The sequence below is a fragment of the Anaerocolumna xylanovorans DSM 12503 genome, assembly GCF_900143645.1.
In the GTDB taxonomy this organism is placed as follows: domain Bacteria; phylum Bacillota; class Clostridia; order Lachnospirales; family Lachnospiraceae; genus Anaerocolumna; species Anaerocolumna xylanovorans.
On record NZ_FRFD01000005.1, the window covers coordinates 1 to 24,919 of the forward strand.

Annotated in this window: 30 protein-coding genes; 26 read left to right on the top strand and 4 right to left on the bottom strand. The window is 40.7% G+C overall.

Features of this window, described 5'->3' with window-relative positions; genetic code table 11:
- Positions 1–78 precede the first annotated feature (78 nt).
- The 6 genes from BUF11_RS24015 to BUF11_RS08400 all read left to right on the top strand — a co-directional run bounded on the left by BUF11_RS24015 (position 79) and on the right by BUF11_RS08400 (position 5,393).
- Positions 79–261 (top strand): hypothetical protein, encoded by a 183-nt coding sequence (locus tag BUF11_RS24015; protein ID WP_175562021.1) that lies wholly within the window; start codon positions 79–81, stop codon positions 259–261.
- Between the two features lie 60 nt (positions 262–321).
- A complete protein-coding gene (locus BUF11_RS23775; RefSeq protein WP_084558560.1) occupies positions 322–1,896 on the top strand; it encodes a glycohydrolase toxin TNT-related protein in 1,575 nt (524 codons plus the stop codon).
- A gap of 17 nt (positions 1,897–1,913) precedes the next feature.
- Complete coding sequence (locus tag BUF11_RS08385; RefSeq protein WP_073588407.1) at positions 1,914–2,171, top strand: hypothetical protein; 258 nt, start codon at positions 1,914–1,916, stop codon at positions 2,169–2,171.
- 153 nt (positions 2,172–2,324) lie between these two features.
- Positions 2,325–3,359, top strand: coding sequence for an Ig-like domain-containing protein (locus BUF11_RS08390; RefSeq protein ID WP_073588408.1), 1,035 nt, complete (start codon positions 2,325–2,327; stop codon positions 3,357–3,359).
- 292 nt (positions 3,360–3,651) lie between these two features.
- The gene (locus BUF11_RS08395; RefSeq protein ID WP_073588409.1) at positions 3,652–4,230 is read left to right on the top strand and encodes a methyltransferase family protein; all 579 of its coding nucleotides are present in this window, start codon (positions 3,652–3,654) and stop codon (positions 4,228–4,230) included.
- Between the two features lie 305 nt (positions 4,231–4,535).
- A complete protein-coding gene (locus BUF11_RS08400; protein ID WP_139243350.1) occupies positions 4,536–5,393 on the top strand; it encodes an SH3 domain-containing protein in 858 nt (285 codons plus the stop codon).
- 8 nt (positions 5,394–5,401) lie between these two features.
- On the opposite strand, the gene BUF11_RS08405 is transcribed toward BUF11_RS08400, so the two are convergent.
- The gene (locus BUF11_RS08405; protein WP_073588411.1) at positions 5,402–6,253 is read right to left on the bottom strand and encodes an AraC family transcriptional regulator; all 852 of its coding nucleotides are present in this window, start codon (positions 6,251–6,253) and stop codon (positions 5,402–5,404) included.
- A gap of 119 nt (positions 6,254–6,372) precedes the next feature.
- Here BUF11_RS08405 and BUF11_RS08410 point away from each other — a divergent pair, with 119 nt between their 5' ends.
- Positions 6,373–7,683, top strand: a complete 1,311-nt coding sequence (locus BUF11_RS08410) for an alpha-L-fucosidase (RefSeq protein ID WP_073588412.1) — start codon at positions 6,373–6,375, stop codon at positions 7,681–7,683.
- A gap of 121 nt (positions 7,684–7,804) precedes the next feature.
- Here the strand turns inward: BUF11_RS08410 and BUF11_RS08415 are convergent, their stop codons facing one another.
- The 3 genes from BUF11_RS08415 to BUF11_RS08425 are packed head-to-tail and all read right to left on the bottom strand — an operon-like array spanning position 7,805 to position 8,915.
- Positions 7,805–8,095 (bottom strand): hypothetical protein, encoded by a 291-nt coding sequence (locus tag BUF11_RS08415; protein WP_073588413.1) that lies wholly within the window; start codon positions 8,093–8,095, stop codon positions 7,805–7,807.
- Positions 8,096–8,111: 16 nt separating this feature from the next.
- Positions 8,112–8,573: an ImmA/IrrE family metallo-endopeptidase gene (locus BUF11_RS08420; protein ID WP_073588414.1), complete on the bottom strand. Its 462-nt coding sequence runs from the start codon at positions 8,571–8,573 to the stop codon at positions 8,112–8,114.
- Between the two features lie 18 nt (positions 8,574–8,591).
- On the bottom strand, positions 8,592–8,915 hold the full coding sequence (locus BUF11_RS08425) for a helix-turn-helix domain-containing protein (protein ID WP_084558561.1): 324 nt from the start codon (positions 8,913–8,915) through the stop codon (positions 8,592–8,594).
- Between the two features lie 394 nt (positions 8,916–9,309).
- On the opposite strand from BUF11_RS08425, the gene BUF11_RS08430 reads away from it, so the two are divergent.
- The 19 genes from BUF11_RS08430 to BUF11_RS08520 all read left to right on the top strand — a co-directional run bounded on the left by BUF11_RS08430 (position 9,310) and on the right by BUF11_RS08520 (position 24,675).
- Positions 9,310–9,774, top strand: coding sequence for a phage scaffolding protein (locus BUF11_RS08430; RefSeq protein WP_073588415.1), 465 nt, complete (start codon positions 9,310–9,312; stop codon positions 9,772–9,774).
- 132 nt (positions 9,775–9,906) lie between these two features.
- On the top strand, positions 9,907–10,317 hold the full coding sequence (locus tag BUF11_RS08435; protein WP_073588416.1) for a phage tail terminator family protein: 411 nt from the start codon (positions 9,907–9,909) through the stop codon (positions 10,315–10,317).
- Position 10,318: 1 nt separating this feature from the next.
- Positions 10,319–11,362 (top strand): phage tail sheath C-terminal domain-containing protein, encoded by a 1,044-nt coding sequence (locus BUF11_RS08440; RefSeq protein ID WP_073588417.1) that lies wholly within the window; start codon positions 10,319–10,321, stop codon positions 11,360–11,362.
- Positions 11,363–11,379: 17 nt separating this feature from the next.
- Entirely contained in the window at positions 11,380–11,859 is a 480-nt protein-coding gene (locus tag BUF11_RS08445; RefSeq protein ID WP_073588418.1) for a phage tail tube protein, read from the top strand.
- A 108-nt stretch (positions 11,860–11,967) separates the two neighbouring features.
- Entirely contained in the window at positions 11,968–12,369 is a 402-nt protein-coding gene (locus tag BUF11_RS08450; RefSeq protein ID WP_073588419.1) for a phage tail assembly chaperone, read from the top strand.
- A gap of 184 nt (positions 12,370–12,553) precedes the next feature.
- Positions 12,554–14,461 (top strand): tape measure protein, encoded by a 1,908-nt coding sequence (locus BUF11_RS08460; protein WP_073588421.1) that lies wholly within the window; start codon positions 12,554–12,556, stop codon positions 14,459–14,461.
- Entirely contained in the window at positions 14,461–15,135 is a 675-nt protein-coding gene (locus BUF11_RS08465; RefSeq protein WP_073588422.1) for a LysM peptidoglycan-binding domain-containing protein, read from the top strand. The genes BUF11_RS08460 and BUF11_RS08465 overlap by 1 nt, the downstream gene beginning before the upstream one ends.
- Entirely contained in the window at positions 15,132–16,073 is a 942-nt protein-coding gene (locus BUF11_RS08470) for an XkdQ/YqbQ family protein (protein ID WP_073588423.1), read from the top strand. Before BUF11_RS08465 ends, BUF11_RS08470 begins: the two co-directional genes overlap by 4 nt.
- The gene (locus BUF11_RS08475) at positions 16,070–16,300 is read left to right on the top strand and encodes a DNA helicase (RefSeq protein ID WP_073588424.1); all 231 of its coding nucleotides are present in this window, start codon (positions 16,070–16,072) and stop codon (positions 16,298–16,300) included. The genes BUF11_RS08470 and BUF11_RS08475 overlap by 4 nt, the downstream gene beginning before the upstream one ends.
- A complete protein-coding gene (locus BUF11_RS08480) occupies positions 16,297–16,692 on the top strand; it encodes a DUF2634 domain-containing protein (RefSeq protein WP_073588425.1) in 396 nt (131 codons plus the stop codon). Before BUF11_RS08475 ends, BUF11_RS08480 begins: the two co-directional genes overlap by 4 nt.
- Positions 16,692–17,735, top strand: a complete 1,044-nt coding sequence (locus BUF11_RS08485) for a baseplate J/gp47 family protein (protein WP_073588426.1) — start codon at positions 16,692–16,694, stop codon at positions 17,733–17,735. Before BUF11_RS08480 ends, BUF11_RS08485 begins: the two co-directional genes overlap by 1 nt.
- A 10-nt stretch (positions 17,736–17,745) precedes the next feature.
- Complete coding sequence (locus BUF11_RS08490; protein ID WP_242952357.1) at positions 17,746–18,267, top strand: putative phage tail protein; 522 nt, start codon at positions 17,746–17,748, stop codon at positions 18,265–18,267.
- Positions 18,268–18,342: 75 nt separating this feature from the next.
- On the top strand, positions 18,343–19,605 hold the full coding sequence (locus tag BUF11_RS08495) for a hypothetical protein (RefSeq protein WP_073588428.1): 1,263 nt from the start codon (positions 18,343–18,345) through the stop codon (positions 19,603–19,605).
- A 267-nt stretch (positions 19,606–19,872) separates the two neighbouring features.
- A complete protein-coding gene (locus tag BUF11_RS24305; protein ID WP_175562022.1) occupies positions 19,873–20,013 on the top strand; it encodes a hypothetical protein in 141 nt (46 codons plus the stop codon).
- Positions 20,014–20,120: 107 nt separating this feature from the next.
- Positions 20,121–20,432 (top strand): hypothetical protein, encoded by a 312-nt coding sequence (locus BUF11_RS08500; protein ID WP_073588429.1) that lies wholly within the window; start codon positions 20,121–20,123, stop codon positions 20,430–20,432.
- Between the two features lie 23 nt (positions 20,433–20,455).
- The gene (locus BUF11_RS08505) at positions 20,456–20,716 is read left to right on the top strand and encodes a phage holin family protein (protein ID WP_073588430.1); all 261 of its coding nucleotides are present in this window, start codon (positions 20,456–20,458) and stop codon (positions 20,714–20,716) included.
- Between the two features lie 10 nt (positions 20,717–20,726).
- Entirely contained in the window at positions 20,727–21,440 is a 714-nt protein-coding gene (locus BUF11_RS08510; protein WP_073588431.1) for a glucosaminidase domain-containing protein, read from the top strand.
- Between the two features lie 99 nt (positions 21,441–21,539).
- Entirely contained in the window at positions 21,540–22,442 is a 903-nt protein-coding gene (locus tag BUF11_RS08515; RefSeq protein WP_073588432.1) for an N-acetylmuramoyl-L-alanine amidase, read from the top strand.
- A gap of 304 nt (positions 22,443–22,746) precedes the next feature.
- Positions 22,747–24,675 (top strand): substrate-binding domain-containing protein, encoded by a 1,929-nt coding sequence (locus BUF11_RS08520; protein WP_073588433.1) that lies wholly within the window; start codon positions 22,747–22,749, stop codon positions 24,673–24,675.
- Positions 24,676–24,919 lie beyond the last annotated feature (244 nt).

Below are 24,919 nucleotides of genomic sequence, written 5' to 3' on the forward strand. Positions count from 1 at the left end.
ATGTGAATATAATAGCCTCTCTGTATTCTTAGCAATACAGCGATTGATTATCCTTGTATATACCTGATGATAAATCTGATGGCGAATCAGGAAAAAACATTGCTTTGGATGGGTGATGTGATCCAGAGCAATATGAATTTAAAGCGAGAGGGTTTCCTGCTAAAGAACAGCGGGACCTATCTGCAGTTGGATGCGGTGCTGGAGGTGAAACCGCTCTTTATGAAGCTGTCATTAAGACAGAGGACAACAACGGCCTTTTAGAGGATACCAGGTGTTTTCGCATCTAAATATATACCAAAGAACTTATCAGGAGGAGTATCCATGAAAAGAAAAAGATGGAAAAGGGGTTCCGTTACCATAGAGGCAACCATCGCCTTAACGGCTTTCCTGTTTGCATTCATGATGCTGTATGACGTAGTTACCTTATGCCGGGCACAGACTAAGATTGGAGTGGCAATTAACAATACCGCCAAGGAAATTTCCCAATACAGCTATATTTATGGACTAACTGGGATTAAGGGGAGCCTGGATCAGTTAAACGAGGCGGCAGGGGGAACACGGGTCGAAATCAATGATGTCATTAAAAACGTGGATAGCTCCTTTCAGGCAATACAATCACTTAGCCAGGATGCATCAGGAATGGCGGAATCCCTAAGCGGTGATTTGCAAGGAGGACTGGATTCCTGGGACAAGACCGGCCAGTCCATAAAAAATGTCTATGATACAGTTTCTGCCGGGAGCGGAGATATAAAAGAGGATGCAGGCCAGTTAAAGGAATCGGTCACTGCCGTTCAGGCACAGATAGAAGCCATGGCAGAGAATCCCCAGCAGCTGATGTTCGGTATGGCGAAAATGATTGTCAGTGAGGGCATCTCAGTAGCACAATCCAAGCTGATTGCAGAACCGGTGTCCCGTGCCCTGATTAAAAAGCATCTGAAACGGGCACCGGGAGATACGGCGGAGGGATGCTTAAAAGCCTTGGAAGTGGTGCCGGACGGGAGTGGTTCTTATTTAAAAGGGCTGGATTTTACCGGCTCCATGCTGTTTCCGAGTCAGTCAGATGATATCCTGGTGGTGGTCACCTATAAGGTGAAGCTGTTTCCTTATCTGCCGCTGGACATTGAATTTACCATAAGGCAGACGGCCATTACCAAGGGATGGCTTATGGGAGACGGACAGACGGTGGATAAGACCTATCTGCCGACTAAAACAGATGCCGGAAAAGAAACGGAGACAACTCCCACACCAATTGTAACACCAAGTCCCACACCGGAACCAACCAATCCGCTTCTTGCCAAGACTACCTTGACAAAGGAGCAACTTTATATTTATTTAAAAGTAAATTATGGCGCTGTACAAGCAGATTTGTATGATGTAACAGGTGAGCTGCCGGAGGATGTACAGATTCCCAAGAATATGACAGTTCTAAATGGAGATAAAAGAATCGATTGGGATCAGGTGCCCAAAAATGGATATGTTCTGAAAGCGAACGGAGAGGCTGATAAAGACGAGTATGATCCTAAAAAGGGAGAGGTAATAGACCGGTATGGACCTTCTAACGGTACCTTCACTTCACCTGTGATTGATGGCAAGTCATATAGTTATGATGAACGTTCGCTGCCATATGTGGAAGATGACAGTAAATACCACCAATATGAATTTACAGATGATTTAAGCAAGTTAAAAGAGTACATAACTACATGTAAGGATGAAGAACTGGTAAAAGAAATCGATAGTTACATGGAATATAAGAATATCAAATCTTATGATGAACTGAAATCCTATCAGGGTAAGATAGCTGGTGGTTTTGGATCGGATGGAGGAGGCATTCAGTATCAGCTGCCGTTGCCGGTAAACATACTGGAGGAGTTGGGAATCATAAAAAAAATTAAATAAACAGGGAGGAAAATAGCATGGATTATAAAGAAGCGATGGATATCATAGCAAGAGAAGAGCTTGGCAGGTACAAAAGATATACCTTTGACGGAAGTGTTATCACGGATAACCAGATTGGAATCAGAGAAGCAGCAGATGGCTGGCAGGTATTCTGCACAAGTGAACGGGGAGGTGTGGAAATAATAAAAACCTATAAAGATAAGGGAGAGGCTATTTCACATATGATTAAAGGACTTCGGGTTGAAAAGAGTATGGCTGAAAGACCCTGGTATTAGATGATACACATGATTTTGGATAGGAAAGGATAAAAAGACTGATCGTTAAGTGACCAAAATATGGAATAAGGAATGGACATATATATTGAGGTATGGTAAAATTATGAAGCGATATAATAAGTATGACAAAATAAAATAAAGGATGGGATTAAGATGAAAAAATTATTAAAACAGTGCTTGGTAATCATTATGGTCTTAAGTTTGGTACCTGCAAACTATGTGAGGGCAAGCGAGGTTAATGAACAGCCGGAAACAGTGCAGGAGGCGGATGGAAGTGTTTTATGCTCTATTTTATCCAGTCCGGATGATTTACAGGGTTTAATTGATAACGATATAGAATTTAGCAGCCAGGACGTAATCACTACAAAGTGGAGTGGTACAGGGAATCCCCATAAAATCGTTGTCAAAGAAAAAGGATGGATTTTTATTACATTCTTTGAAGATGATAAATATACGGATTGTAGTTTGTTTTCTAATTTTGCGTTAACATCGAAAATAGCGAAAGTGCATCCCAGTACCGATGATACCAATACGTTGGCTTGCTATGTAGATGCCGGCACATATTATTATCAAATAAGCAGATGGAATGGATATGTTGTGTCAACAACAACGAGTTATGTGGGCTTTATGCCTGCATCAGCCAGAATTAAGATGGATAAAATTACTTTAAGTGCCGATAAGTCTTCCGCAACGGTTACTTTTGATTATGATGAAAATTATTTGGAGAATTTTTTAAACGGAACCATAAGAGTTGTAGGGGGTACCGCATCATATAAAGATATCCAAAATGAAAAAACCTGGAAGACTGAAAACAGAGAAAACGCACTGGAAAAGAATGCATTTTATACAACCCAAAATGGAACTTATACTGCAAGAATTGCCGGAAGCAGTAAGGATAATTATTTCTGTGATGTCACCTTTGAAATAAGAGGAATAGATAACAAGAAACCTGCTGCTCCCAAAGTTACATCTTATAAAAGCGGTTCCAGAGAAATATCGGGGACTGGCTTGGCTGGTACGCAGGTATACATAAAAACGGGAGGAAGTACTTATTCCGCCACCGTGGGAAAAAATGGGGAATGGAAAGTGACCTGTAAGACTAAGTTAAAAAAAGGCATAAATATTACTGCGTATGTAAAAAACCAAAGCGGAGTAAGCAGTAAATCAACTACAGTAAAAGTGAAATAAGAAAAATGGAACTAAATGAAATAATATGAGAATGACTCAAAATCAGAGGGCGTGGACAGCCCTCTGATTTTGTCTTTATCGGATGGACAACATAGAAGTTTTCAGTGTTATTTCTTTGACAGAAGCCTGTACCGATATTACCGGTGTCAATACGATTGCATTGCTGCTTCTATTATTTTGTATCAAATGAAAGTTAATTACCATTTCTATTATAAAATCTTGACAGCAACCGGTATTTACCAATATAATAATAGTTGAACAATTATTCAACTATTATTATTGGAGGAACCCTATGATACAAATAATTGGAATTATCGAAATCCTAATATTCTATATTGCTTATTTCTTAAAACTATCTAATCAAAAGAGCCGGGGAATAAAAACTAATCAACTGGGAGAGGGAAATAAATTAATTCGGACAATCATAATAGAGAAGCTATTAAGAATTTTTAGTACAGTTATCACTATAGTAATGATGATTAGTGCTATAACAAATACTTTCCTGTTCGAAAGTCTGATAATACGAGGCTTGGGCTTGATGATATTTGGACTGGGTACTTGCATATTCATTACTGCTATGATTACAATGCAGGATAATTGGAGGGCGGGAATTCCTGATCAGGATAAGACGACTATGGTCACATCGGGGATTTATAAGATTAGCAGAAATCCTGCCTTTTTAGGATTTGATTTGACGTACATAGGAGTAAGCATCACTTTTGGAAACGTAGTACTAATCATAATGGCTGTTCTGGCTGTAACACTAATGCACCTTCAGATACTGGAAGAAGAGGAATTTCTGGAAGAGACATTTGGAAGTCAATACAGTAATTATAAAAAACGCGTTGGAAGATATTTTATATTTATCTAAACAGGGAGAGTATTTGTAATGGAAAGTTTATTGCTTTATAAGGGAGGGGTGAAATGATTTTGCGGTTCTCCTTGATTTCATATACTAAGGAATATATAATATTGGAAGGAATATCCGATTTTATAGGAGCGGTGGAGAGTGAAAGAAAATTCAGAAAAAGAAGGGGTGCCACAATGTAATTGGCAGTATCGCAGGTCTTCCTGCGATATGCAATGGGTGTAAGGTTGAAAGAATATAATTCTTTCAACCGGAGATTTGTGCTGCGCACAAAGTCTCCAGACTTTGAAAGGAGCATGGTTATAAATATGAAATTAAAAGTAAGCAATTATGTAAAAGGGATTTTGTTTTTGGGTATCTTAACGATGGGCTTGTTACTGGCGACAGGAAGTAGTTTTGCTGCGCAGAAAAGCAGCGGATTGGATGGAGTTAAAATCTTAGATAAGGATACCACGTATCAATATGATTTAAACGGCGATGGTAAGGCAGATACCATACAGTATAAGACAACTGAGAATGACGAGAAACATACGGCTACCATAAAGCTGTATATCAATAAAAAGCTGTGCCTGACAAAGACGGATGACGGACTGTTTTTCAGAGTATTTATCCTGGATTTGTATAAGAACGACAATCATTTGGATTTGTTTATTCATACAGGAATGGAATCCGATGGTGTCAAAAATGCATTTTTTGTACAGTATGACGGAACAAAAATAGTTAATAAGATAAAATTTGATATTGATAAACTGACAAAGAACTTTGGTACTTACCGGTATTCTATCGAAGAAACCGATGGGAAGGGCAAGTTTACCACTGCTATTGATACTCCGATTTATTCCAAGGCAACCGGATGTTACTACTGTTATGTATCCTTTATATTAAAGGATAATAAGATATCCATTGTTCCGGCAAGTACCTATACCCTGACGAAGTTTTCCAGAGAATATACTTATAAAGCGGTCAAGGGCTTTTCTGTCTATGAGAAGGCGGGTTCAAAGAAAGCTGTTTACCAGGTGAAAAAGGGAGATAAGGTTACTTTTGACCGGATGTATGTATCAAAAACAGGGAAAGCATATTTTAGAATAATTAACAGCAAGGGAAAGAAAGGCTGGATTAATTCCGACCAGGAAAATCTCTTTGCAGAGCTGCCTTTGTGGGGATAAAAATAATGCTAAAAGGGTGGAACATTAGGTGCACCCTGACCAGGAGCCTTTCCGAAGGCTTTTCGAAAGCTCCCGGGATTATAGCCGGTGTAGTGCTTGAAGAAATTGGAGAAGGAGCTTAAATCCTGGGAACCTACCTGGAGCATAATTTCAGAAACCGGAAGCAGGGTATTTTCAAGAAGGGATTTTGCCCTTTCGACTTTTAAGGTATTAACATAGTTGAAAGGAGTAGTTCCCATTTTACTCTTAAATAAGCGGATAAAGTAGTTGGGGTGCATATGCATTCTGGCAGCCAAGTCCTCCAGAGTTATCTTTTTCTCCAAGTTATTATTTATATAAGTGATAATCCCATTAAAGTCGGAGTGGTTGTCATTGTAAACCACCGCCGGCACTGGGTGGGACTTCTCAATATAGTCTGAAAAGAGGGACAGCAGGGAGGATTTTAACCTAAGGGCATTAGGCAGGGAATTATCCCTTGCGGACCGGAAGATGTCCTGAAAATGGTTCGCGATGCCGGCATCATCTGTTACATCAATATAATATGGCAGGTTTAGATATTTTAAGAGATTGCCCTCTCCGGTCTTGATGTCAAAATGAATCCAGTATTTTGTAATAAAATTATCGTTTATATGATAAAAGGAATGTCTTGTCTGAGAAGGGATGAAAAACATCCGGCCCTTTTTCCCGGAATAAGGCGTTCCTTTTATTTTGATTTCGCATTCTCCTTCAGTGATGTAGTATATTTTGCAAAATGGACATAGAACGTCATAGCCCTTCCAGGACCTTCCAAGGTGTGAATATCCTCCGTAATAGTAGTCAATATATAAGTTTGACAGATTGCTTATATTGAAAGTATCCATGAAATACCCCTTTCGATAACAGGTTAATTTTTTTCAAGTTTAGGTTTGTATTTTGCATTACATAATTATTATAGTAATGGTAAACTGACCTTGTCAATGAAGAAAAAAAGGAGAGCGTGATGGGATTATTTAAAGAGAGAGCCAAGAGAACAGAATGGTTTATGGATGCAAGGTTTGGAATGTTTATTCATTGGGGATTGTATGCTATTCCAGCCAGAGGAGAATGGGTACGCAGCACAGAGAAAATGTCTATAGAAACTTATAATCAGTACTTTGAAGAATTTAACCCGGTAAGATATAATCCGAAGGAATGGGCTAAGCTTGCAAAGGAAGCGGGAATGAAATATGCAGTTCTAACCACCAAACATCATGATGGATTCTGCCTTTTTGATTCTGCTTATACCGATTATAAAAGCACCAATACCAAATGTAAGAGGGATTTGGTGAAGGAATATGTGGAAGCCTTTAGGGAGGAAGGGATAAAGATAGGATTTTATTATTCCCTGCTGGACTGGCATCATCCGGATTACCCTCATTATGGTGACAGGCAGCATCCCATGCGTGAAGAAGAAAGCTTTAAGAATGCAAAACATAACTGGAAGAACTATGTGGAGTATTTTCATGGTCAGGTGCGGGAGCTGCTTACTAACTATGGAAAGATTGACTTGATGTGGTTTGACTTTTCCTATGAAAACGAGAACTTAAAAGGTACAGAATTTGAGCATATGTCAGAGGAGACCTGGGGAGCGAAGGAACTTGTCACTATGATGAGAGAACTTCAGCCGGAGATTGTAATTGATAACCGGCTTGGAGGGGATGCAAGAAAGGAAGAGCCGGATCTTCATGCCGGAGATTTTGTATCACCTGAATGTATAATGCCTTCTTCGGAGGAGGTAGATTCCCTTGGAAGATCCATACCCTGGGAGCTTTGCCTTACCTTAAATGAGAACTGGGGCTATGCCAAGAATAAACCATGGGAATATAAGTCAACAGAGAACGTCATACATATGCTTGTGGAATGTGTCAGTAAGAATGGAAATATGCTGATTAACGTCGGACCAAATGCCAAGGGAGAGATTCCAAGGGAAAGTATCCGCGTCTTAAAGGAAATCGGAGAATGGATGCGGGTCAATTCAGACAGTATCTATGGCTGCAAGAAGAGTGAGCTTGAAAAACCGGAATGGGGAAGATACACTCAAAAAGGAAATATGCTCTATGCTCATATTTTTGACAGGGGAGTAGGATCATTTCGCCTTCCCGGACTGGAAGGAAGGATTAAAAAAGCCCGTATCCTGGAAGATGGGGCAGAAGTGAGGATTGAAAGACCCTGGAATGGTTCGGAGTATCCCAAGGATGCCTTTGTGCAGCTTGAAATAGCAGGGCTTTATGATGAGAAGGACACCGTGCTGGAATTGGAGTTGAAATCTTAAAGATACCGGAAAGGACTCCTTGCCGAATATAGAAAGAGGATGGTGCATAAACCGTCCTCTTTCTAACATTTACCTTGCTTGGTGTACAGTATAGATAGACAACAGGAATTAGAAGCTGCATCTAAAAGCGAACGGATAGCAACAGGATAAAACCCAATAAAAGCAATGCAGCCAGCACGAAGGCAAAAAAAGAGCAGATATTTTTAATTGCATTTATGGATTCTGTCTGCTTGGCAAGGAGGGCTTCCACAATATCCTCATGGGTAAGCTCGGGCTCTTTCCATTCATAGACTTCATTATTTTCGTGATAAATAATTTGCGGGTCTTTGGAAGCAGCCTCTGCTTCGGTTATCTTTTTGGAATGTAAAATCTCCAAATCCGTCAGTAAAAACTTTATATCCCTTTTGGTCATATAGAAGCTCCCTTCTTTAATCGAAACGCTTTAACACTCCAAGGCAGGGTGAAAAGTAGATAATATAATTCCTGCAGGCAACATAAACGCCATATTTTCTCTCATAAGCGCTAAGTGCCTCCAGCAGATAATCTTCTGTTACCTCCAGATATTCCGCCATAGTATAGAGGCTGTTGCAGCCTGCTTCGTGGGAGCGGATAATACCCTCTAAACCTATCTGTATATCGTAAGCAGCAAGCCGTGCACGGTATTCCTGCTTTCTGTTGGAAGTATTAGTCTGGTCAAGGATATCCCCTGCTGTTGTAAGATGATGCCCGATTTCTTCGGAAAGGACACAGCTTTTTTCAACGGAGGTAAGGTTTTTGTCTATGGCAATGCAGCCGTCTACATACAGACCCTTTAACCCTTCCACCTCGTAAAGATTCATTTCTTTTACATACAAATAGTCATATTTCGTCTGTAAATCTTCGTATGTCATTCACATCTCCCCTTAACGTTACTGTTTGTTTGCTCTGGCCGCCAATAGAAGCTTCTTATATTCTTCGATTTTATGAAGCTCCTCTTCCGTCCAGTGTTCGTTATCCTCTTTGTGGGCAGCTGTGGTAGGGACAATGCTGTCTTCCCAACCCATCAGATAAGAAGGAGAACAATGAAAAATCTTTGCCAGATTAACAATTGTTTCATGCTTGATATTTTTTATTTCACCGCTTTCATAGCGCTGCATAGTGGCTTCTTTAATCCCTAATTGGTCAGCCACCTCTAATAAGGTCATTCCTAAGCTTGATCTTCGTTCTTTAATTCTTTCCTGCAAAACAGACATAAAATCCACTCCAGTCCATATTTTGTGCGAAATTTCCTATGTTAAATTAAGTTAATTATATCATAATCTTTCGTACTACGCAATAAAATACAAAAATATTTTATAAAACTTACGTAATACGTATTGACAACATAGAAGCGGAGTGGTATTATGTACTTACGCAATGAGTAAGTAGATATAGCAACAAGATGCCAAGTGCTGTCTTGTGTAAAGAAAAATGCTTAAAATATACGGTTTTAATGGTATTGATAATGGATTCTTCTTTTATTAAACAATATATCAGGGGAGTTTTATGCCCTATACTTACGCAATGCGAAAGCTGAAAGCTGTTTTTTGAGGTTTTCAGCTGCTTGGACTAAACCATGTGAAAAAATGTATTTGAGAGGAACATTTTATGAAAAAGAAGCAGTTATTGCAATTAGGTCTTACAGAAGAAATTTCCATAAAAGTACTTGCACTTTACAAAGAAGAACAAAGCGTCTTCATTCCAAAAGCCAGGTTTGATGAGATTAACCAGAAGAAAAAAGAGCTGGAGTGGCAGGTTATGCACCAGAAAGAACAAATTGACGAAATGAGAGGGTCTAATCTTATCTGCCAAAAGTTAAAGGAAGAGATGTTGGGGCTTTTATGGCAGGCAGGACAGGAAAAGAAGAAAGACGAGGAAAAATACAGGGATGTTCTGCTATATTCACTGCTTTTAGAAAGACTTTCTTCCTATAAATATGCAGAGCTTATTTTTGAAAAAATGGACAAGCAAAGGCTGGTTCTTACTCCGGAAGGTGAAGTCCTTGGGGCAGAAGAAGAAATAGAAAGAGTACGTACAGCCTATCAGGAGTTGTTTGGTTTGAAAAATAAATGACATTTTTCACTTTCTATTTGGGCAGTTTCGTAAGTAAACTTGCGAAATGCATAGGTGTTAGTGTGAATTATTGAAAAGCATAATTCACACCGGACAGCTACTGGAAAAAACAAAATAAGAAGGAGGGAAGCCATGGGAAAAGAACTAAAGGATGCCATAAGTGCAAAGCTTACAGAACTTTTTCCGGGGGTTACGGTATATGATGAGGACTTGCCTGATGGTTATCAAAAACCGGCTTTTCTTGTTACCACAACAAACGCGGTAAAGGGAAGAGGGCTGGGAGGCAGAAAGAATTATTCGTTGTCTTTTGATGTTTCCTATTACAGTAATTTAACAGGGCAGACGAATAATGACTGCTACCAAAAAGGAATAGCGTTATTAGAGAGTTTTCACCTTTTAGAATACCGGCTTAAGGGAAAGAAATCCGCTACGGCCCAGGGAGTACTGCATTTTACCTTTGAAACACAGTTTACTGTTGCAGGGGAAACCAGTGACACAAAGATGGAACAGAAAGAATTATCAACCAATATAAAGGAGGATTAACATGGCAGGAACATGGAACAACCAAAACAAAATATTACCCGGTGCTTATATTAATTTCTTAACCAATGCGCCCTTATCCATTACACCGGGGGACAGGGGAACCGTACTTTTATTACAGGAAGTAAGTAAAGGGACCAAAGGAGATATTTATACCGTAACAGCAACGGATAATGACTATCCAAGCGGCATTACAAGCCAGGACAGCTTTTTGGCAGGAGAAGCCTTAAAGGGAGCCAATACCGTAAAGGTATACAACCTTGGCACCTCCCATACAAATGCCGAAGTAGAGGCAGCGCTTACAGCAGCTAAAACAATGGATTTTGATGTACTTGTTTATCCTTATGACGGACAGAACTTTGATGCCATTAAGACTGCTATTGCAGCCTGGATTACAGCAATGGTAACAAATGAAGGCAAAGGAATACAGGCAGTACTTGCTAATTTCACAGGAAATTCAGAAAATATCATCAACGTTGCCCACGGTGTAAAATTATCCGATCAGAGCATTCTGACTCCGGCACAGACAACTGCCTGGGTAGCAGGTATTACCGCAGGAGCGAAAATCAGCCAGTCCAATACCGGCAAGAAATATACCGGTGCCATTGATGTGGTTCCGCGCATGACCAAGGCAGAAATGGAAAGTGCCGTATCAGCAGGAAAATTCATCTTAAAGGTGGACACTGCACAGAATGTAACAGCAGTTTATGATATCAACTCACTTACAACTCTGACAGAAGAGAAGGGAAAGGCATTTACCAAGAACCGTGTTATCCGTACGCTAAAGGGTATTAACAATGATATCACAGAGATTTTTGAAGCCAATTACGTGGGTACAATGAGTAATAACGAGGACGGAAGATCCCTTCTTCGTGCCACTCTGATTCAGTACTTTGGAAGGCTTGGAGAGCTTTCTGCTATCAAGAACTTTAAATCCGAGGATGTGGAAGTAAAAGAAGGTACAGATTCCGATTCTGTTATCATCAACTGCTATATCCAGCCGGTGGACAGCATTGAGAAGATGTACATAACTGTAAGCTTATCATAAAGAAGGAGATGAAAACTATGACAGATCAATATTTAAGATTGGCAGACACGATTTCTGCAAAGGAAGGCACAGCCTTTATCATTATTAACGGTGTTTCCAGGCCGCTATTTGAAGTTTCCGCTTTAAAAGCACAGCTGGACTTAACCGTACAGTCAAGAAAGACCCTTGGGAACCGTATGACACAGCACAAAATAGTAGGGGCGGAAGGAACCGGAAGCATGACGATGTACTTTATGGATTCTGACATGTTAAAACTGGCGGTAGAATATTTGAGCGGCGGCAAATTCGGAACCATTGATTTGAAGGTAACCAATGAAGATCCCCAATCCAGCGTTGGCAAGCAGGAGGTAATACTCAAAAATGTCCTGCTAAAGACAATACCGGTTGTAAACCTTGATGACCAGTCCGATGATCCCATCACGGTGGATACAGATTTTACCTTTGACGGTATAGACAAGCTTAAATTTTTTAACAAGCCGGAAGGTTTTAACGAATAAAGAATTTCTCTGTTGTTGCAGGCTGCAGAAAATAATGCATAGGTGCAGCCTGCGGTATTTAAAAAATAAAAATATAAAATTCAGTTCGCAAAGAAAAGGAGAACAAATATGAGTTCATTAAAAGCATTCTTAAATCCTGTACAGGTAGAAAATAAAGAAGTTATAGTATCCAACCGTTTTATGGAGGAGGGGAAGGTCATTCCTTTCATTATCCACCCCATTACCCAGAAAGAAAATGAACAGCTTATCAAAAAGTATACCAGAAAGGATAAAAAGGGAGTGGAGAATTTCAACCGGACAGAGTACGTACAGGCACTTACTGCCTGCGCGGTGGTTTTTCCCAACCTCAATGATGCTAAGCTCCAGGAAAAGTACGGTCTTGGAGATACGGAAGTTCTAAAAAATATGCTGCTAGTGGGAGAATACGCTACTCTTGCTTCTGAAGTACAGACCTTAAGCGGGCTGGATACGGATATTAATGAGGATATTGAAGAAGCAAAAAACGAATAACGCAAGGTGATGCCGAATTCAATCTGGCACACTTTGCACTTCAAAAGCTCCATATTCTGCCCTCCGCTTTAGACGCCATGAGTCAGAGAGAAAAGGCATTTGTCTATGCCAGTATTATGGTAAGGGTAGAATCGGAGAGAAGGGAAGCAGACAAAATAAAGATGAAAGGAGGCAGGAGTAGATAATGGCAGATATTAATACAGTGATTGCATCAATGAACATGAATTTGACAGCAGTAAATAAAACGTCAATAAATTATAGCAAGGTCACAAACAATATGCTGATTGTCAACAACCAGCTGGGAAAATCTTTGGATAGTGCAAAAAGCAGCGCATCAAAGGCTGGAGATAAGGTAAAGGCCTTAATAGGAAAGTTCAAAGAACTGAAAAATGTAACAAAAGCCTTTGACTTAGCAGATAGTCTTAGTGTGTCCAATACAAAATTGGATAAGGTTTACGACGGAAGCCAGCCATCTAAGGATAAATTCCATGAAAAAGTAGCTGCGGCAGCAGGCAGCTCCAGAAGCACTTATAAAGACATGTCGGGTTATGTGGCAAAGCTGTCAACCTCGGGTGATACCTTTAAGAAGAATGATGACGCTGTTGCTTTTGCGGAACTGATGCAAAAAGCCGTTGTAGCAGGGGGAACTGATGATCGTGGAGCGGCAATGAACCAGATGATTGACAGGCTATCAAAGGGGAGTCTTGGAAGTGAAGACTTACAGGCGGCTTCAGGAACCACCCCTCTTGTTATGGAATCCTTAAAAAGCTATACGGGTAAGTCTTCAGAAGACCTGTATAAAATGGCAGATCAGGGAGAAATTACGGCAGATGTGATAAAAAATGCAATGTTCTCAATGAGTGGAGATATCAATGGAGCCTTTGCAAATACCAAAATGACCTTTGGAGAGACCTGGGACAAATTAAAAGAAGGAGCATTACAGGCGGCTTCCGGTGTACTGGAGAAAATAAACGAGATAATAGCAAATCCCCAGGTGCAGCAGTTTATAGATAAAATAATAGCAGGTATGAGCTTGTTGGGAGATGTAGCGACAAGCGTGTGCGACTTTATCATTTCAAATTGGAATATAATTGGATTTATTTTAGGCTTTATCGGAGGAGTAGCCCTTGTGTCTATGATAACCTCATTATGGGGAATGTTACCTCCATTACTTGCACAGGCTGCAGCGTGGCTGGCAATCAATTGGCCTATTCTTCTAATTGTGGGACTCTTGGTGGCGGTCACTGGAATTTTAGTAAATATGGGAGTTTCTTTTGAACAGGTATGTACTGCAATCGGAGGTTATATCGGTGAACTTGGAGCAAACATTTATAACTTTTTTATAGACACATGGAATGGGACAGCAGAGCTTGTAAATTTCTTGGGTAATTCATTTAATATTGCTATAGCGAATATAAAAATTCTTTTTCTTGACCTTGCGATTACTGCATTAAGCAATATAACTAAAATTGGAAAGGGATTTTCTTCTTTTATCAGTAAGCTGACAGGGAAAAAAATAAATATAGCAGCAGGGATTACTGAAATGACCGATGCACTATCTTCAGAAAAAACAAAAGCAATGGGAGATATGGGAAATAAGGTCTATATGGACTATAAAGCTCCTATGGATGTTCAAAAGGCCGCTTTAAATGGAGAAAAAGCCGGTAGTAACTTTGCCGGAAAAGCAAAGAATGCCGTAAATTCGGTTAATGATACGCTGAATAAATACATGACAAAAGACCCTGTGACGAGTCCGGGTTACACCCCTTTTCAAGGGGGCGCTGCTGGGAGTTCTACTTCCCCTTTCCAGGGAAGTAAAAACATTCTTGGAGACCAGACAAAACCTCTCAAAGTAGAAGGAACAGGTGCAGGAGGTTCCATGAATGTGGAAATGCCGGATGAGGATAAGGAATATTTAAAAAATATTGCAGAGAGGGATTACATTGCAAATGTTGCCACCAACTCCCTTGCCCCTAATATATCCGTGCAGTTCGGAGATGTTCATAAGACAGCTGATGCCAATAAAGTAGCAGGCAGAATCAAGAAGATCCTAAGGGAGCAGATTGCCATGGCAAGTGAGGGGGTATATTAATGTACGCAATATTCTTTGACTACAATGGAACAACCTACCGGCTGCCTACCACTCCGGAAGAAATCAGTGTATCAAACAGTCAGGCAGTAGAAAAATACAATGTATTAAAGATTGGGCAGATTGCGGTTCCAACTTATATGGAACTGAAAGAATACAGCTTTGAATGTGAGTTTCCCCACATGCAGTACAGTTATGTGAAGGTTAAGAAAGAGGAAGAATTCTTAGAGGCAAAGAAATACCTGGATGTATTTGCCCAGTGGAGAAAGAAAAAAGTACCGGTAAGATTCTTAGCCGGCAGTGTTACAAAAAAAGGGATCCTCTATAAAGACAGGATTAATACCCTGGTGCTGATTGAAGAGATGTCCATATCCGAAAAAGCCGGAGAAGAAGGGGATAAATATGTATCCTTCAAGCTTATAGAATACCGGGATTTTAATAAAATACCCTATTATGAAATAAATAAAGTTACGGGTAAGCCTGAAAAAGGGAAAAATGACGCGGAAAATCCCAAGAAAAATAAATACCACATTGTAGTATCAGGAGACACACTGATTGGTATTTCAAAAAAATATTACGGGGATGGGACAAAATATACGAAGATATATGAAGCCAACAAGGATAAGATAAAAAATCCTGCCCTGATTCACCCCGGATGGAAGCTGGTGATCCCATGATTAATTTCATCATAAAAACCGGTGACAAGGTCTATGACATCAGTGAACTGGTGACAAAGATTTCTTTTCAGGAAACATTAAATGAGGGCTGCAGCAAGTTGGAATTTACCTACATAAAGAAGGAACTGGATATAAAAAACGGAAGCATTGTGCGATTTATTTATAACAGTGTAGGCATTTTCCAGGGGCGTGTCTTTAAAATCAGCAGAGGACGGGATCAGGAGATAAGCGTCACTGCCTATGACCAGCTCCGTTACTGTAAAGCGAAGGACACTCTGTTCTTAAAAGAAGATACGGCATCCACCCTGACCCATAAGATGTGCAATTATTTTCATTTAACTAAAGGGACTATAGCGGAAGCAGGATTTGTTCTTCCGGTGGGAGTTCAGGAAGATAAGACCTGGCTTGATATTATCTATTCTGCCATCAGTGATACTTTAAAGGCTAAGGGAAAATGGTATGTCTTAAGGGATGAATTCGGAAAGATAACGCTGCGTGAAATAGGAGATCTTAAATTAAATCTGATACTTGGTGATGCCAGTCTTTGTTACGACTATAAGTATGAGAAATCCATTGATGATGAATTTTATAACATGATAAAGCTGGTAACGGTGGATGAAGAGGCAAAGAAATCCAATGTAGAAGTGGTAAAGGATGACAAGTCGATTTACACCTATGGATTTTTACAATATTTTGAGAAGGTTGATAAAAACTACAGCAGTGCACAGGTAAAGAAAATGGCGGACAGCCTGTTAGGTCTTTATAACAGAGAGGCAGAAAGCGTAAGCCTTGAGTGCCTTGGAAATACCAAGATACGGGTAGGTACCAGCTTTGATGGATATATAAAGGATATAGGCCTTAATAAACGGCTTATCGTAAAGAGTGTTACCCATCAGTTTTTACCTCATCACACCATGAGCCTGGAGGTAATGATATGATACAGGAGATTAAAATAATAATAGAGAATTATCTAAATAATGCAAAGCTGTGTATGCTCCTTACCGGAACAGTAGTGGAGGAAGGAATTCAGATAAGTGACAGGCTGACTCTGCCCTTAGAGTTAGTACAGGGAAACCTTAAGAAAGGGCTGACCCCGGGAAAACAAGTCAGGCTCTTAAGAAACCATGGCGGGCAGCAATACTATTTACTGGAGGTGGTGGAATGATTCCGGCAAATTTATTAGAAGATGACCTGATAATTGAGACAGAAGTGCAAAGCAGCAGAACTTATGGCCTCTATCCTGATAAAATCCAGGGATATATTACGGATGCAGATGCGGTATGGCAGGCAGTCTATAAGATGTTAAATACGGAAAAGTACGAATACCCCATCTATAGCTTTGACTATGGAATCGCCCTGGAGGACTTAATCGGAAAGGACCCGGACTATGTAGTAATTGAAATAGAACGCAGGATATCCGAATGCCTTCTCTCCGATGAAAGGATCAGTGATGTAACGGATTTTGAGTTCGAGGAAAATGGGGATGAGCTCCACATCAGCTTTCTGGTAAAGAGCATCTACGGAGATTTGAATGTGACAAAGGAGGTGACATATTAATGTTCGAAACAATGACCTACGAAACCATATTAAATGACATGCTAAGCCGTGTAGGAAGCGATGTGGATAAAAGGGAAGGAAGTATTATATATGATGCCCTGGCTCCTTGTGCCTATGAGCTTGCCCAAACCTATTTTAATATGGATAACTTTATTGACCTGGTATTTGGCGACACTGCTGTGGATGAATATTTAGACCGTGTAGTATCCGATTACGGTATTACAAGAAAGCCTGCTACCAAAGCAATCAGAAAAATAACCACAAATAAAGAGATTCCAATAGGCAGCAGATGGGGACTGGAGACAACCACTTATACGGTTACGGGAAAGCTTACGGCTGGCACCGGAGGAGGTAGTGTTCCAAATAGTTATGAAGGAGAATGTGAACAGGCAGGAGAAATAGGTAACCATTACAGCGGTACTCTTGTAAATATTGATAACATAAGTGATGTTACAGCCAGCCTTACTGATATCATTACGGCCGGCGAGGAAGAGGAAAATGACGAGAATCTAAGAGCCAGATTCTATGCTTTAGTCCAGTCACCCAGTACCAGCGGCAATGCATATAATTACCGTAAATGGGCCCTTGAGGTCCCGGGAGTGGGAGATGCCAAGGTGTATCCCCTCTGGAACGGTAACGGTACGGTAAAGGTGATGATCGTAGACAGCAGTATGTCTATTGATACCAGCCTGGAAGCAAAGGTATATGAGCATATTGAGACGGTAAGGCCTATTGGTGCCGCTGTTACGGTAACCAGCCCGGCAAGTAAGGAAATTACAGTAACAGCAAAGATAACTTTAAATGGAACCAGGCTCTTAAGTGAGGTATCGGCCGATTTTACGGCAGCTGTAGCCGAATATTTAAAGGGAACCATCTTTGAAGCCTACTCAGTCAGCTATGCCAAAATCGGCAGTCTTCTATTAGGTACGGCGGGAATATCTGATTATACCGACCTCCTTTTAAATGGGGGTACAGGAAATATATCCATTGACGATACCCAGATGCCAATAGCAGGAGCAATCACCCTATCGGAGGTGGATTAAGTTGAATCTAATGGAATATTTACCCCCTTATTATGGGGGAAACAAAACGATGGAAGAGCTTCAGAGAATACTTACCGTAAAAACAGAAGAAGCGGCTCTTAAATTTGAGGAAACGGTCAATCAGTGCTTTATCAACACAGCCACAGCTCTCCTTAGCAGGTATGAGAAAATCTATGGAATTACGGTAGATGTCACAAAGAGTGACGGATTTCGAAGGGAAAGGATTTTGGCAAAGGCCAGAGGAACCGGAACGGTGACCAAAAAGATGCTTGCAGAGACCGCCAGTGCCTATTCCAACGGAGAGGTAGAGGTAATTGAGGATGTGAAGAATAACTACTTTACTGTAAAGTTTGTGGGAACCAAAGGCATCCCGGCCAATATGGCGGACCTTACATTGACCATAGAGGAAATAAAGCCCGCCCATCTGTCCTTTGCCTTTGAGTATACCTATAATACCTGGAAGGATGTAAGCAATATGACCTGGCAGGAAGCAAAAGCTTATACATGGAAAGTAATCAGAGAAAGGAGTTAGGTTGAAAAATAAATTTTTCAACTACCAATTAGCGAATATCCAATCGAAGATTGGATATTCAGGAAAGAGGTTAATATGGCAGAAAAAACAAGCAATTATAATTTAGAAAAGCAACAGCTTAATGATTACGTTGATATCGAAGGTTTAAATGAGAACTTTGATATTATCGATGAACAGATTAAAAACGTAAGTAATAAGGCAGACCAGGCTTTTCAGTCAGCCAGTAATGGTAAGTCCGCTATAAAGACGGCTATTACTGGCGTAGACCCTAAAGTTACAGTACCAACAGATGCCACTTTTAGTCAGCTTGCAACGGCTATTGGCCAGATAAAGACCGGAGTGGATACGGAGGATGCCACGGCAAAGGCGGAGCAAATACTTGCAGGTATGACAGCTTATGTAAAAGGTGCAAAAGTAACAGGTACCATGCCTGATTGTTCAGGAGCAAGCCAAGCAAATTACACTGCTACTGATATGTATTCCGCTAATACACAAATACTTCTTAAGCCTCCTGTAGGCTATTATAATCCAAATGGAGACCATAATAATCCTACACAGTTATCGGGATGGGTGTATGCGGCAGACTCTAACTTTGTTTCAGATAATATAAAAGCCGGTAAAAGTATTTTTGGTGTGTCTGGCAAAAGCAGTGTAGTAGATACAGCGGATGCTACTGCCACAGCGCCAAATATATTATCGGGGAATACAGCTTATGTAAATGGCAATAAAATAACGGGTATAATGCCAAATAACGACACTCGCGCCAATTGGGCAGCAAAGGATGTGTATACATCAGGTGGAACGGTGTACTTGAAGCCACAACCGGGCTGCTATAACCCTGGTGGAAGTTCTTCTGATGGAAGTTCTATAGGAGGATGGGTGTCAGCTTACAGCTCTGGTTTATTTTCTGGAAACATCCTTTCTGGCAAATCCATTTTTGGAGTAGTGGGAACCGCTATAGAGGGGAAGAGATGGGCAAGCGGAACAGTTAATATTCAACCAGGCGGAACGTTTATAACAAGTAGTGGACTTAGTGTGACATCAGTATTCGTGGAAGTTTCAGGTCTAAATTTTAAGCCATCAATTATAATTACGTGGCCTTATAAATGTAATCCAACAAATTTTACCATTTATAATAGCAATGACGAAAGTTATCTTGGAGTACCATTAATCATGACTATCGCCACACAGCTGACATATAACTATATAGACACGCCTACTAATTCCGCAGGCAGACATTTTAGGCTAACAGGAAATGCATATGTGGCTAATACTGGATTTAAATTACCAGTTTTTGATGGATTGTACGATCGACATAACTGGATAGCATATGAATAAGGAAGGAACAAAAAAATGAAAACAGTAATAATTTATGACACAACCGGTGAAATATTTTATCAGGCCCAGGGAAACATACAGGAGCCTGCCGGAGTCCCATTTCTCTGACTTGAAATCCCGGAAGGGAAAACACTGAAATCCATTGACACTACAAAGACACCACACGAACCTGTATATGAGGATTTGCTAAAAACAGAAGTACAGCTCATTGGTGAACAGGTTGCAGCGTTAAACACTGCACTAGCCGAAATAATGGGGGGATAGAATATGCCAACATGGAAGAAAACAATATTCGTTAATGCCATTAAGAGCAGGATGCAATCAGAGAATCGAACGGCAGAGGATAGCTTAAAGGAATATGTAAAGCTGACTGAAACAGAAAAAACAGAAATATTAAATGAGCTTTAAACTGGGACTGTCACAGATAGGCAGTTAAAGTGGGGTATCTGGGATGGTTATCAGATACCCTATAGTTTTCAGTAAAAGCCGCACTTTGAAATCTAATAAGGAGGGTTATGTTAATTGAAGAAAAAGTAAATGAGCTTGAAAAAGCTCTGATAAAAGTAGACGAGCGTTCCAAGTCAAATAAAAGCCGGCTGGACGAGATGGAAGCAGAAATGAAGGAAAATAACTCCCTTGTTACTGCCATCAAAGAACTGGCTATCGAAACGAAATATATGCGGGCTGATTTGAACGAAACGATACAAAGGCTTTCGAAACTGGAGGGCAGAGATGCCGATAAATGGGATAAGTTCAAATGGCTCTTGGCGGCTGGAACGGTAACAATTATTCTGGGCTTTATAGCCCTGCAGATAGGGCTTAGATAAGCCCGTGAAAGGAGTAAAAGAATATGGATATCACATTTTTACTGCAATACATCAATGTAATTACCCTTGGGATATGCCTGTGTTTAGGATATGCCTTTAAGAACATTAAGAAGTTTGATAACCAGTACATACCGGCAGCTATGTTGATCCTTGGGACGGTTATCAATGTAATTGCCAATATCCCAAGCATCAATATGACAGTAGTCCTTAGCGGAATGATCAGCGGACTGGCAAGTACCGGGCTTTATGAAGCTATGAGAAACCTGATAGAGAAAGGACAGTAAAGAGGTTACTATGAAAAACGAAGATTTTATAAAAGCAATAGCAGTCGCAGCCATAAAACACTATCCTGCCTTCCGGATACTTCCAAGCCTTACCATAGCCCAGGCTATTTTAGAATCCCGCTGGGGAAAGTCCGGGTTAGCAAAGGACTGTTACAATTATTTTGGCATGAAGTGGTCAAGTACCTGCGGCACGGCCTGTAAGGAATATGCTACCTGTGAGCAGACAGCGGAAGGGGTTCCTTATACCATAAAGGCGAAGTTCCGGAGATATTCCAATTTAGAGGAGGGCATTGCAGGCTATTACAAATTTCTTGGATATCCCAGATACTCGAACTTAAAAGGAATTACCGATTACAGGGAAGCCTGCGAGCTTATCAGGAAAGACGGATGGGCGACGGATACCTGTTACAGCATTAAGCTGGTGGAATTAATCCAAGCCTATAAATTATGGAAATACGACTTACAGGCTGTGTACGCAAAAGGGCCGGAAGAAGCCATAACACCGGGAGGGGATTTTTTGGCAATTATCTGGCTGCAGGATAGGCTTAATGGCTGCCTTAAGGGGAAGGCAGGTTTTAGGGAATTGGCTGTGGATGGAATCTATGGGGAAAAGACCAGAACAGCGCTGCTTCTTTATTGGAAGAAGCTTGGCTGGAATAAGAATGGAGTAAGTACCGGATGGGAAGCAGGAAATAAAACCAGGGCGGTGCTGGCAGCAATTTAAGAGGCTTATAAAAAAATGCACTTTTTCGACTTATCAAAAATATAATATTATGTCCGTAGTTAAAGTTTATGCCGCCCCAGGCGGCGGAATGGAGAATATATGAAAATAGCAGTAGATGCAGGACATGGCTATAATACCGCCGGAAAGCGCACTCCTCCGGTACCTACAGACGTGGATTTTAATAAGGACGGAAAAGCAGATGTTAAAAAAGGAGACAGTATCAGGGAGCATGTAGCAGCGGTAGGAGTTGCCTACAACCTTATAAAAGAATTAAAGCGCTGTGGTTTTGAAACGGTTATGACAGGTTTTAAGGATGATAATCCGAAGGATGATGCGGATACCCCTTTAACAGAAAGGCAGGCAGCTATCCGGGAAGCCAAATGTGATTATTCTGTCAGCATACACTATAATGCCTATGGTGACGGAAATGCATTTAATTCCGCAGAAGGGGTAGGAATCTATATCCACAACACCTATAGCGGCAAATCAGATAAACTTGCTAAAAGCGTATTAAAATACCTTGTACAGGGGACCAAGCAGACGAACAGGGGAATCAGCAAGATGGCTCTTGCCATGTGCAACTGTAAGACCCTTGGAACGAAAGCTTCTATTCTGGCAGAGCTCTGTTTTATGACCAACGAAAAAGAAGCCTTGCAGATGATGGGAAGCAGTGCCTATTGGAAGGAATCTGCCCAGGAAATCTGTAAAGGAATCTGTGATTATACGGGAGTAAAATATGTGCCGGAGGCGTATACACCAACAAAGACGATTAGTAAAAAATCTTCTGTGACGGATATTAAGTGGCTTCAGGAAAAGCTGAATTCGGTATTGGCAGGTGAGAGCTTTATTCCGTTGGCGCTTGACGGAAACTATGGGAACAGAACGAGAATTGCAGTACTTATTTATTGGGAGAAGCTTGGCTGGAACCAGACAGGAAAAGATACCGGGTTTAGTGCCGGCAGCAATACCATAACGGCACTTTCGAAGGGTAGGAAGAAATAAGGAGTCTGCCTGGGACAAATGCATGAAGATTGTTACAGAGGCTGTGCCGGCAGGATTATCATATGAGTATAACACTGCCGGCAGTTAAGAGCGAATTGTGCAAAATGTTGAAAGTATTAGTAATGTATTGGAAAGAGTAAATTGTGGTTTTATGCATAATTAGCATAAAACGAGTTTGTTTCTGCTGTATTAAATATAAAAAGACATGTAAAAAGTTGTAATTTAGAGAAATAAATTGAAATATGCCCAAAATGATGATAGAATAGATACTAAACAAATATTATTCATACAGAGGGGGATGGACATGTTTAAAAGCAGCAGAAAGTTACAAAGCCCAGTCTTAATACAGAGAATGTTAGACTGGGATTTCGAAAGCGAATTTGTTGGCAGCGACAATAAAGATGAGAATGATCTGTATCACAGCTACCGAAAATATTTTACCCAGTTCCGTAATGAGTTCGATAATGTCAAATCCATATCCGGGCAGTTAGAAGGCGTGGTGGAAGAGATTGTCGATGCCTCCCAAAGTGTGCGACATTCATCGGAGTACATAGCCCAGGGCGCACAGACACAGGCAGAGGATGTCGGAAGATGCATGGGCGTTGCTGACCATCTTTCAGAGAAAATCAACGAAATGGACCAAAAATCAAAGGATCTGATCGGTCTCGCTTTTGATATGAGTAAAGTTAATGCAGAAGGCAAGGAGGCCATTCATAATCTTTCCCTGAACCAGGAAAAGAATGAAAAGGTTATGAAGGAAATCTCAAATGCCATCTATACGCTTTTAAATAAAACCCAGAACATAACAGAGATTACCAAGGTATTATATAGTATTGCTTCCCAGACAAATTTACTGGCGTTGAATGCTTCCATTGAAGCAGCCAGAGCCGGTGAAGCCGGTAAAGGCTTTGCGGTGGTTGCGGAGGAAGTCAGGAAACTGTCGGAAGAAAGCAGACAGGCCAGTGAAAATATCAGCAATTCCCTATCGGATATTACCAGCCAGCTGGACAATTTAAAAGATGTAATGGATTCCTCCACAGCTATTTTCGGAGAACAGAATCAGGCAGTAGACAAGGTAATTAAATCCGTTGAGCAGGTTAATAATACAGCGGATGTATTTATTAAGAAACAGGAGGATTTTGGACAGGAAGTAAATCAGCTCACCCAGGAAAAGAGTACGCTGATTGAAGCTCTTGGAAGTATTGCTTCTGTCGTAGAGGAATCTTCTGCTACAACGGAGGAAGTTGCCTCCTTAACCATCAGCCAGAACAGTATGGCGGATGTATTGGTTAAGATGACAAGGGAATTATGTGAAAAGGTAACAGGAATAGACCGTAATTCCGCTGCTGTGAAGATAATTGCGGCAAGCAAGAAGAAAAAAAAGATAGCCCTTGTCTGGGATTTGGATGACCCATTCTGGGAACCTGCCGCAAAAGAAGCACAAAAGACCTCGAAAGTACTTGGCATGGATATTGAGATATTTGCTCCCAGGTCCAGAGGGGAGCAGGGAACAAAGGAAATGGTTGATATCTTAAAGAGAATAGCCGTAGGCGGATTTGATGGGGTTGCAATCTCTCCCATTGAAAATGATGAGGTGGCAAAAGAGCTGAAGGCTATTTCGGACAAAGGCGCAAAAATAATCTTTATCCAGTCTCCTGTTAAGGGGATTCCCTATGAGTCAGTTATCGGTACCAATACCCTGCAATGCGGAAGAAGTGCCGGAAAGATAGTGAACCAGCTCTTAGGGGGCAAGGGTGAGGTTATTGTTGGAATGTGGACGGACTATAAGCTGGCTTCGATTGAAGAAAGGGCCGAGGGCTTTATAAAAGAATTAAGAGAAAATTCCGGTATTACAGTGCATCAGGTAGGTGTCATGGGAGAACCCTCCAAGGAGGATGCAGAGAGAGTCATTTCAAAGATGCTTAAGGATTATCCGAACACCAGGCTGCTTTTTGCTACCAATGTAGGCTGGGGCTTGGCCTATGCAAGGTATGTGGAAAGCCATAAGTTAGGCATCAAGGTTGTGACGGTTGACTTTACCAAAGCAGTAGCAGAGCATATGAAGAAAGGAAGCATAAGCGCTGCAGTAGCTCAAAGACCTTTTGCATGGGGAAGTGTTCCTCTGGAATTGTTTGTAGACGTACTTGCTGGAAAAGAAGTTAAGAAGGCAGTAGATACCGGAACTTATGAAGTAAATGCGGGCAATCTTAAAATATTTGAGCAGAGAGTTTAAAGCTGTTTAATCACATTGTAAAACCTGTTGTTGCATATTAAATCACTTTTGCAGCAGCAGGTTTTTTGTGCTGCAACCATATGTTCTGGCTGCTCTCGACTTGAAAGCTTTTCTGTGGTATAATGCTCTTTAAATTCAGGCCGGCCCTGCAAATGAAAGAAATTTGTAAAAAAATTTAAAAATACTGCAATAGAAACTTAAATAGTTTTCCCTATAAGCCTGTGTTATAATGTAAGCGGAAACT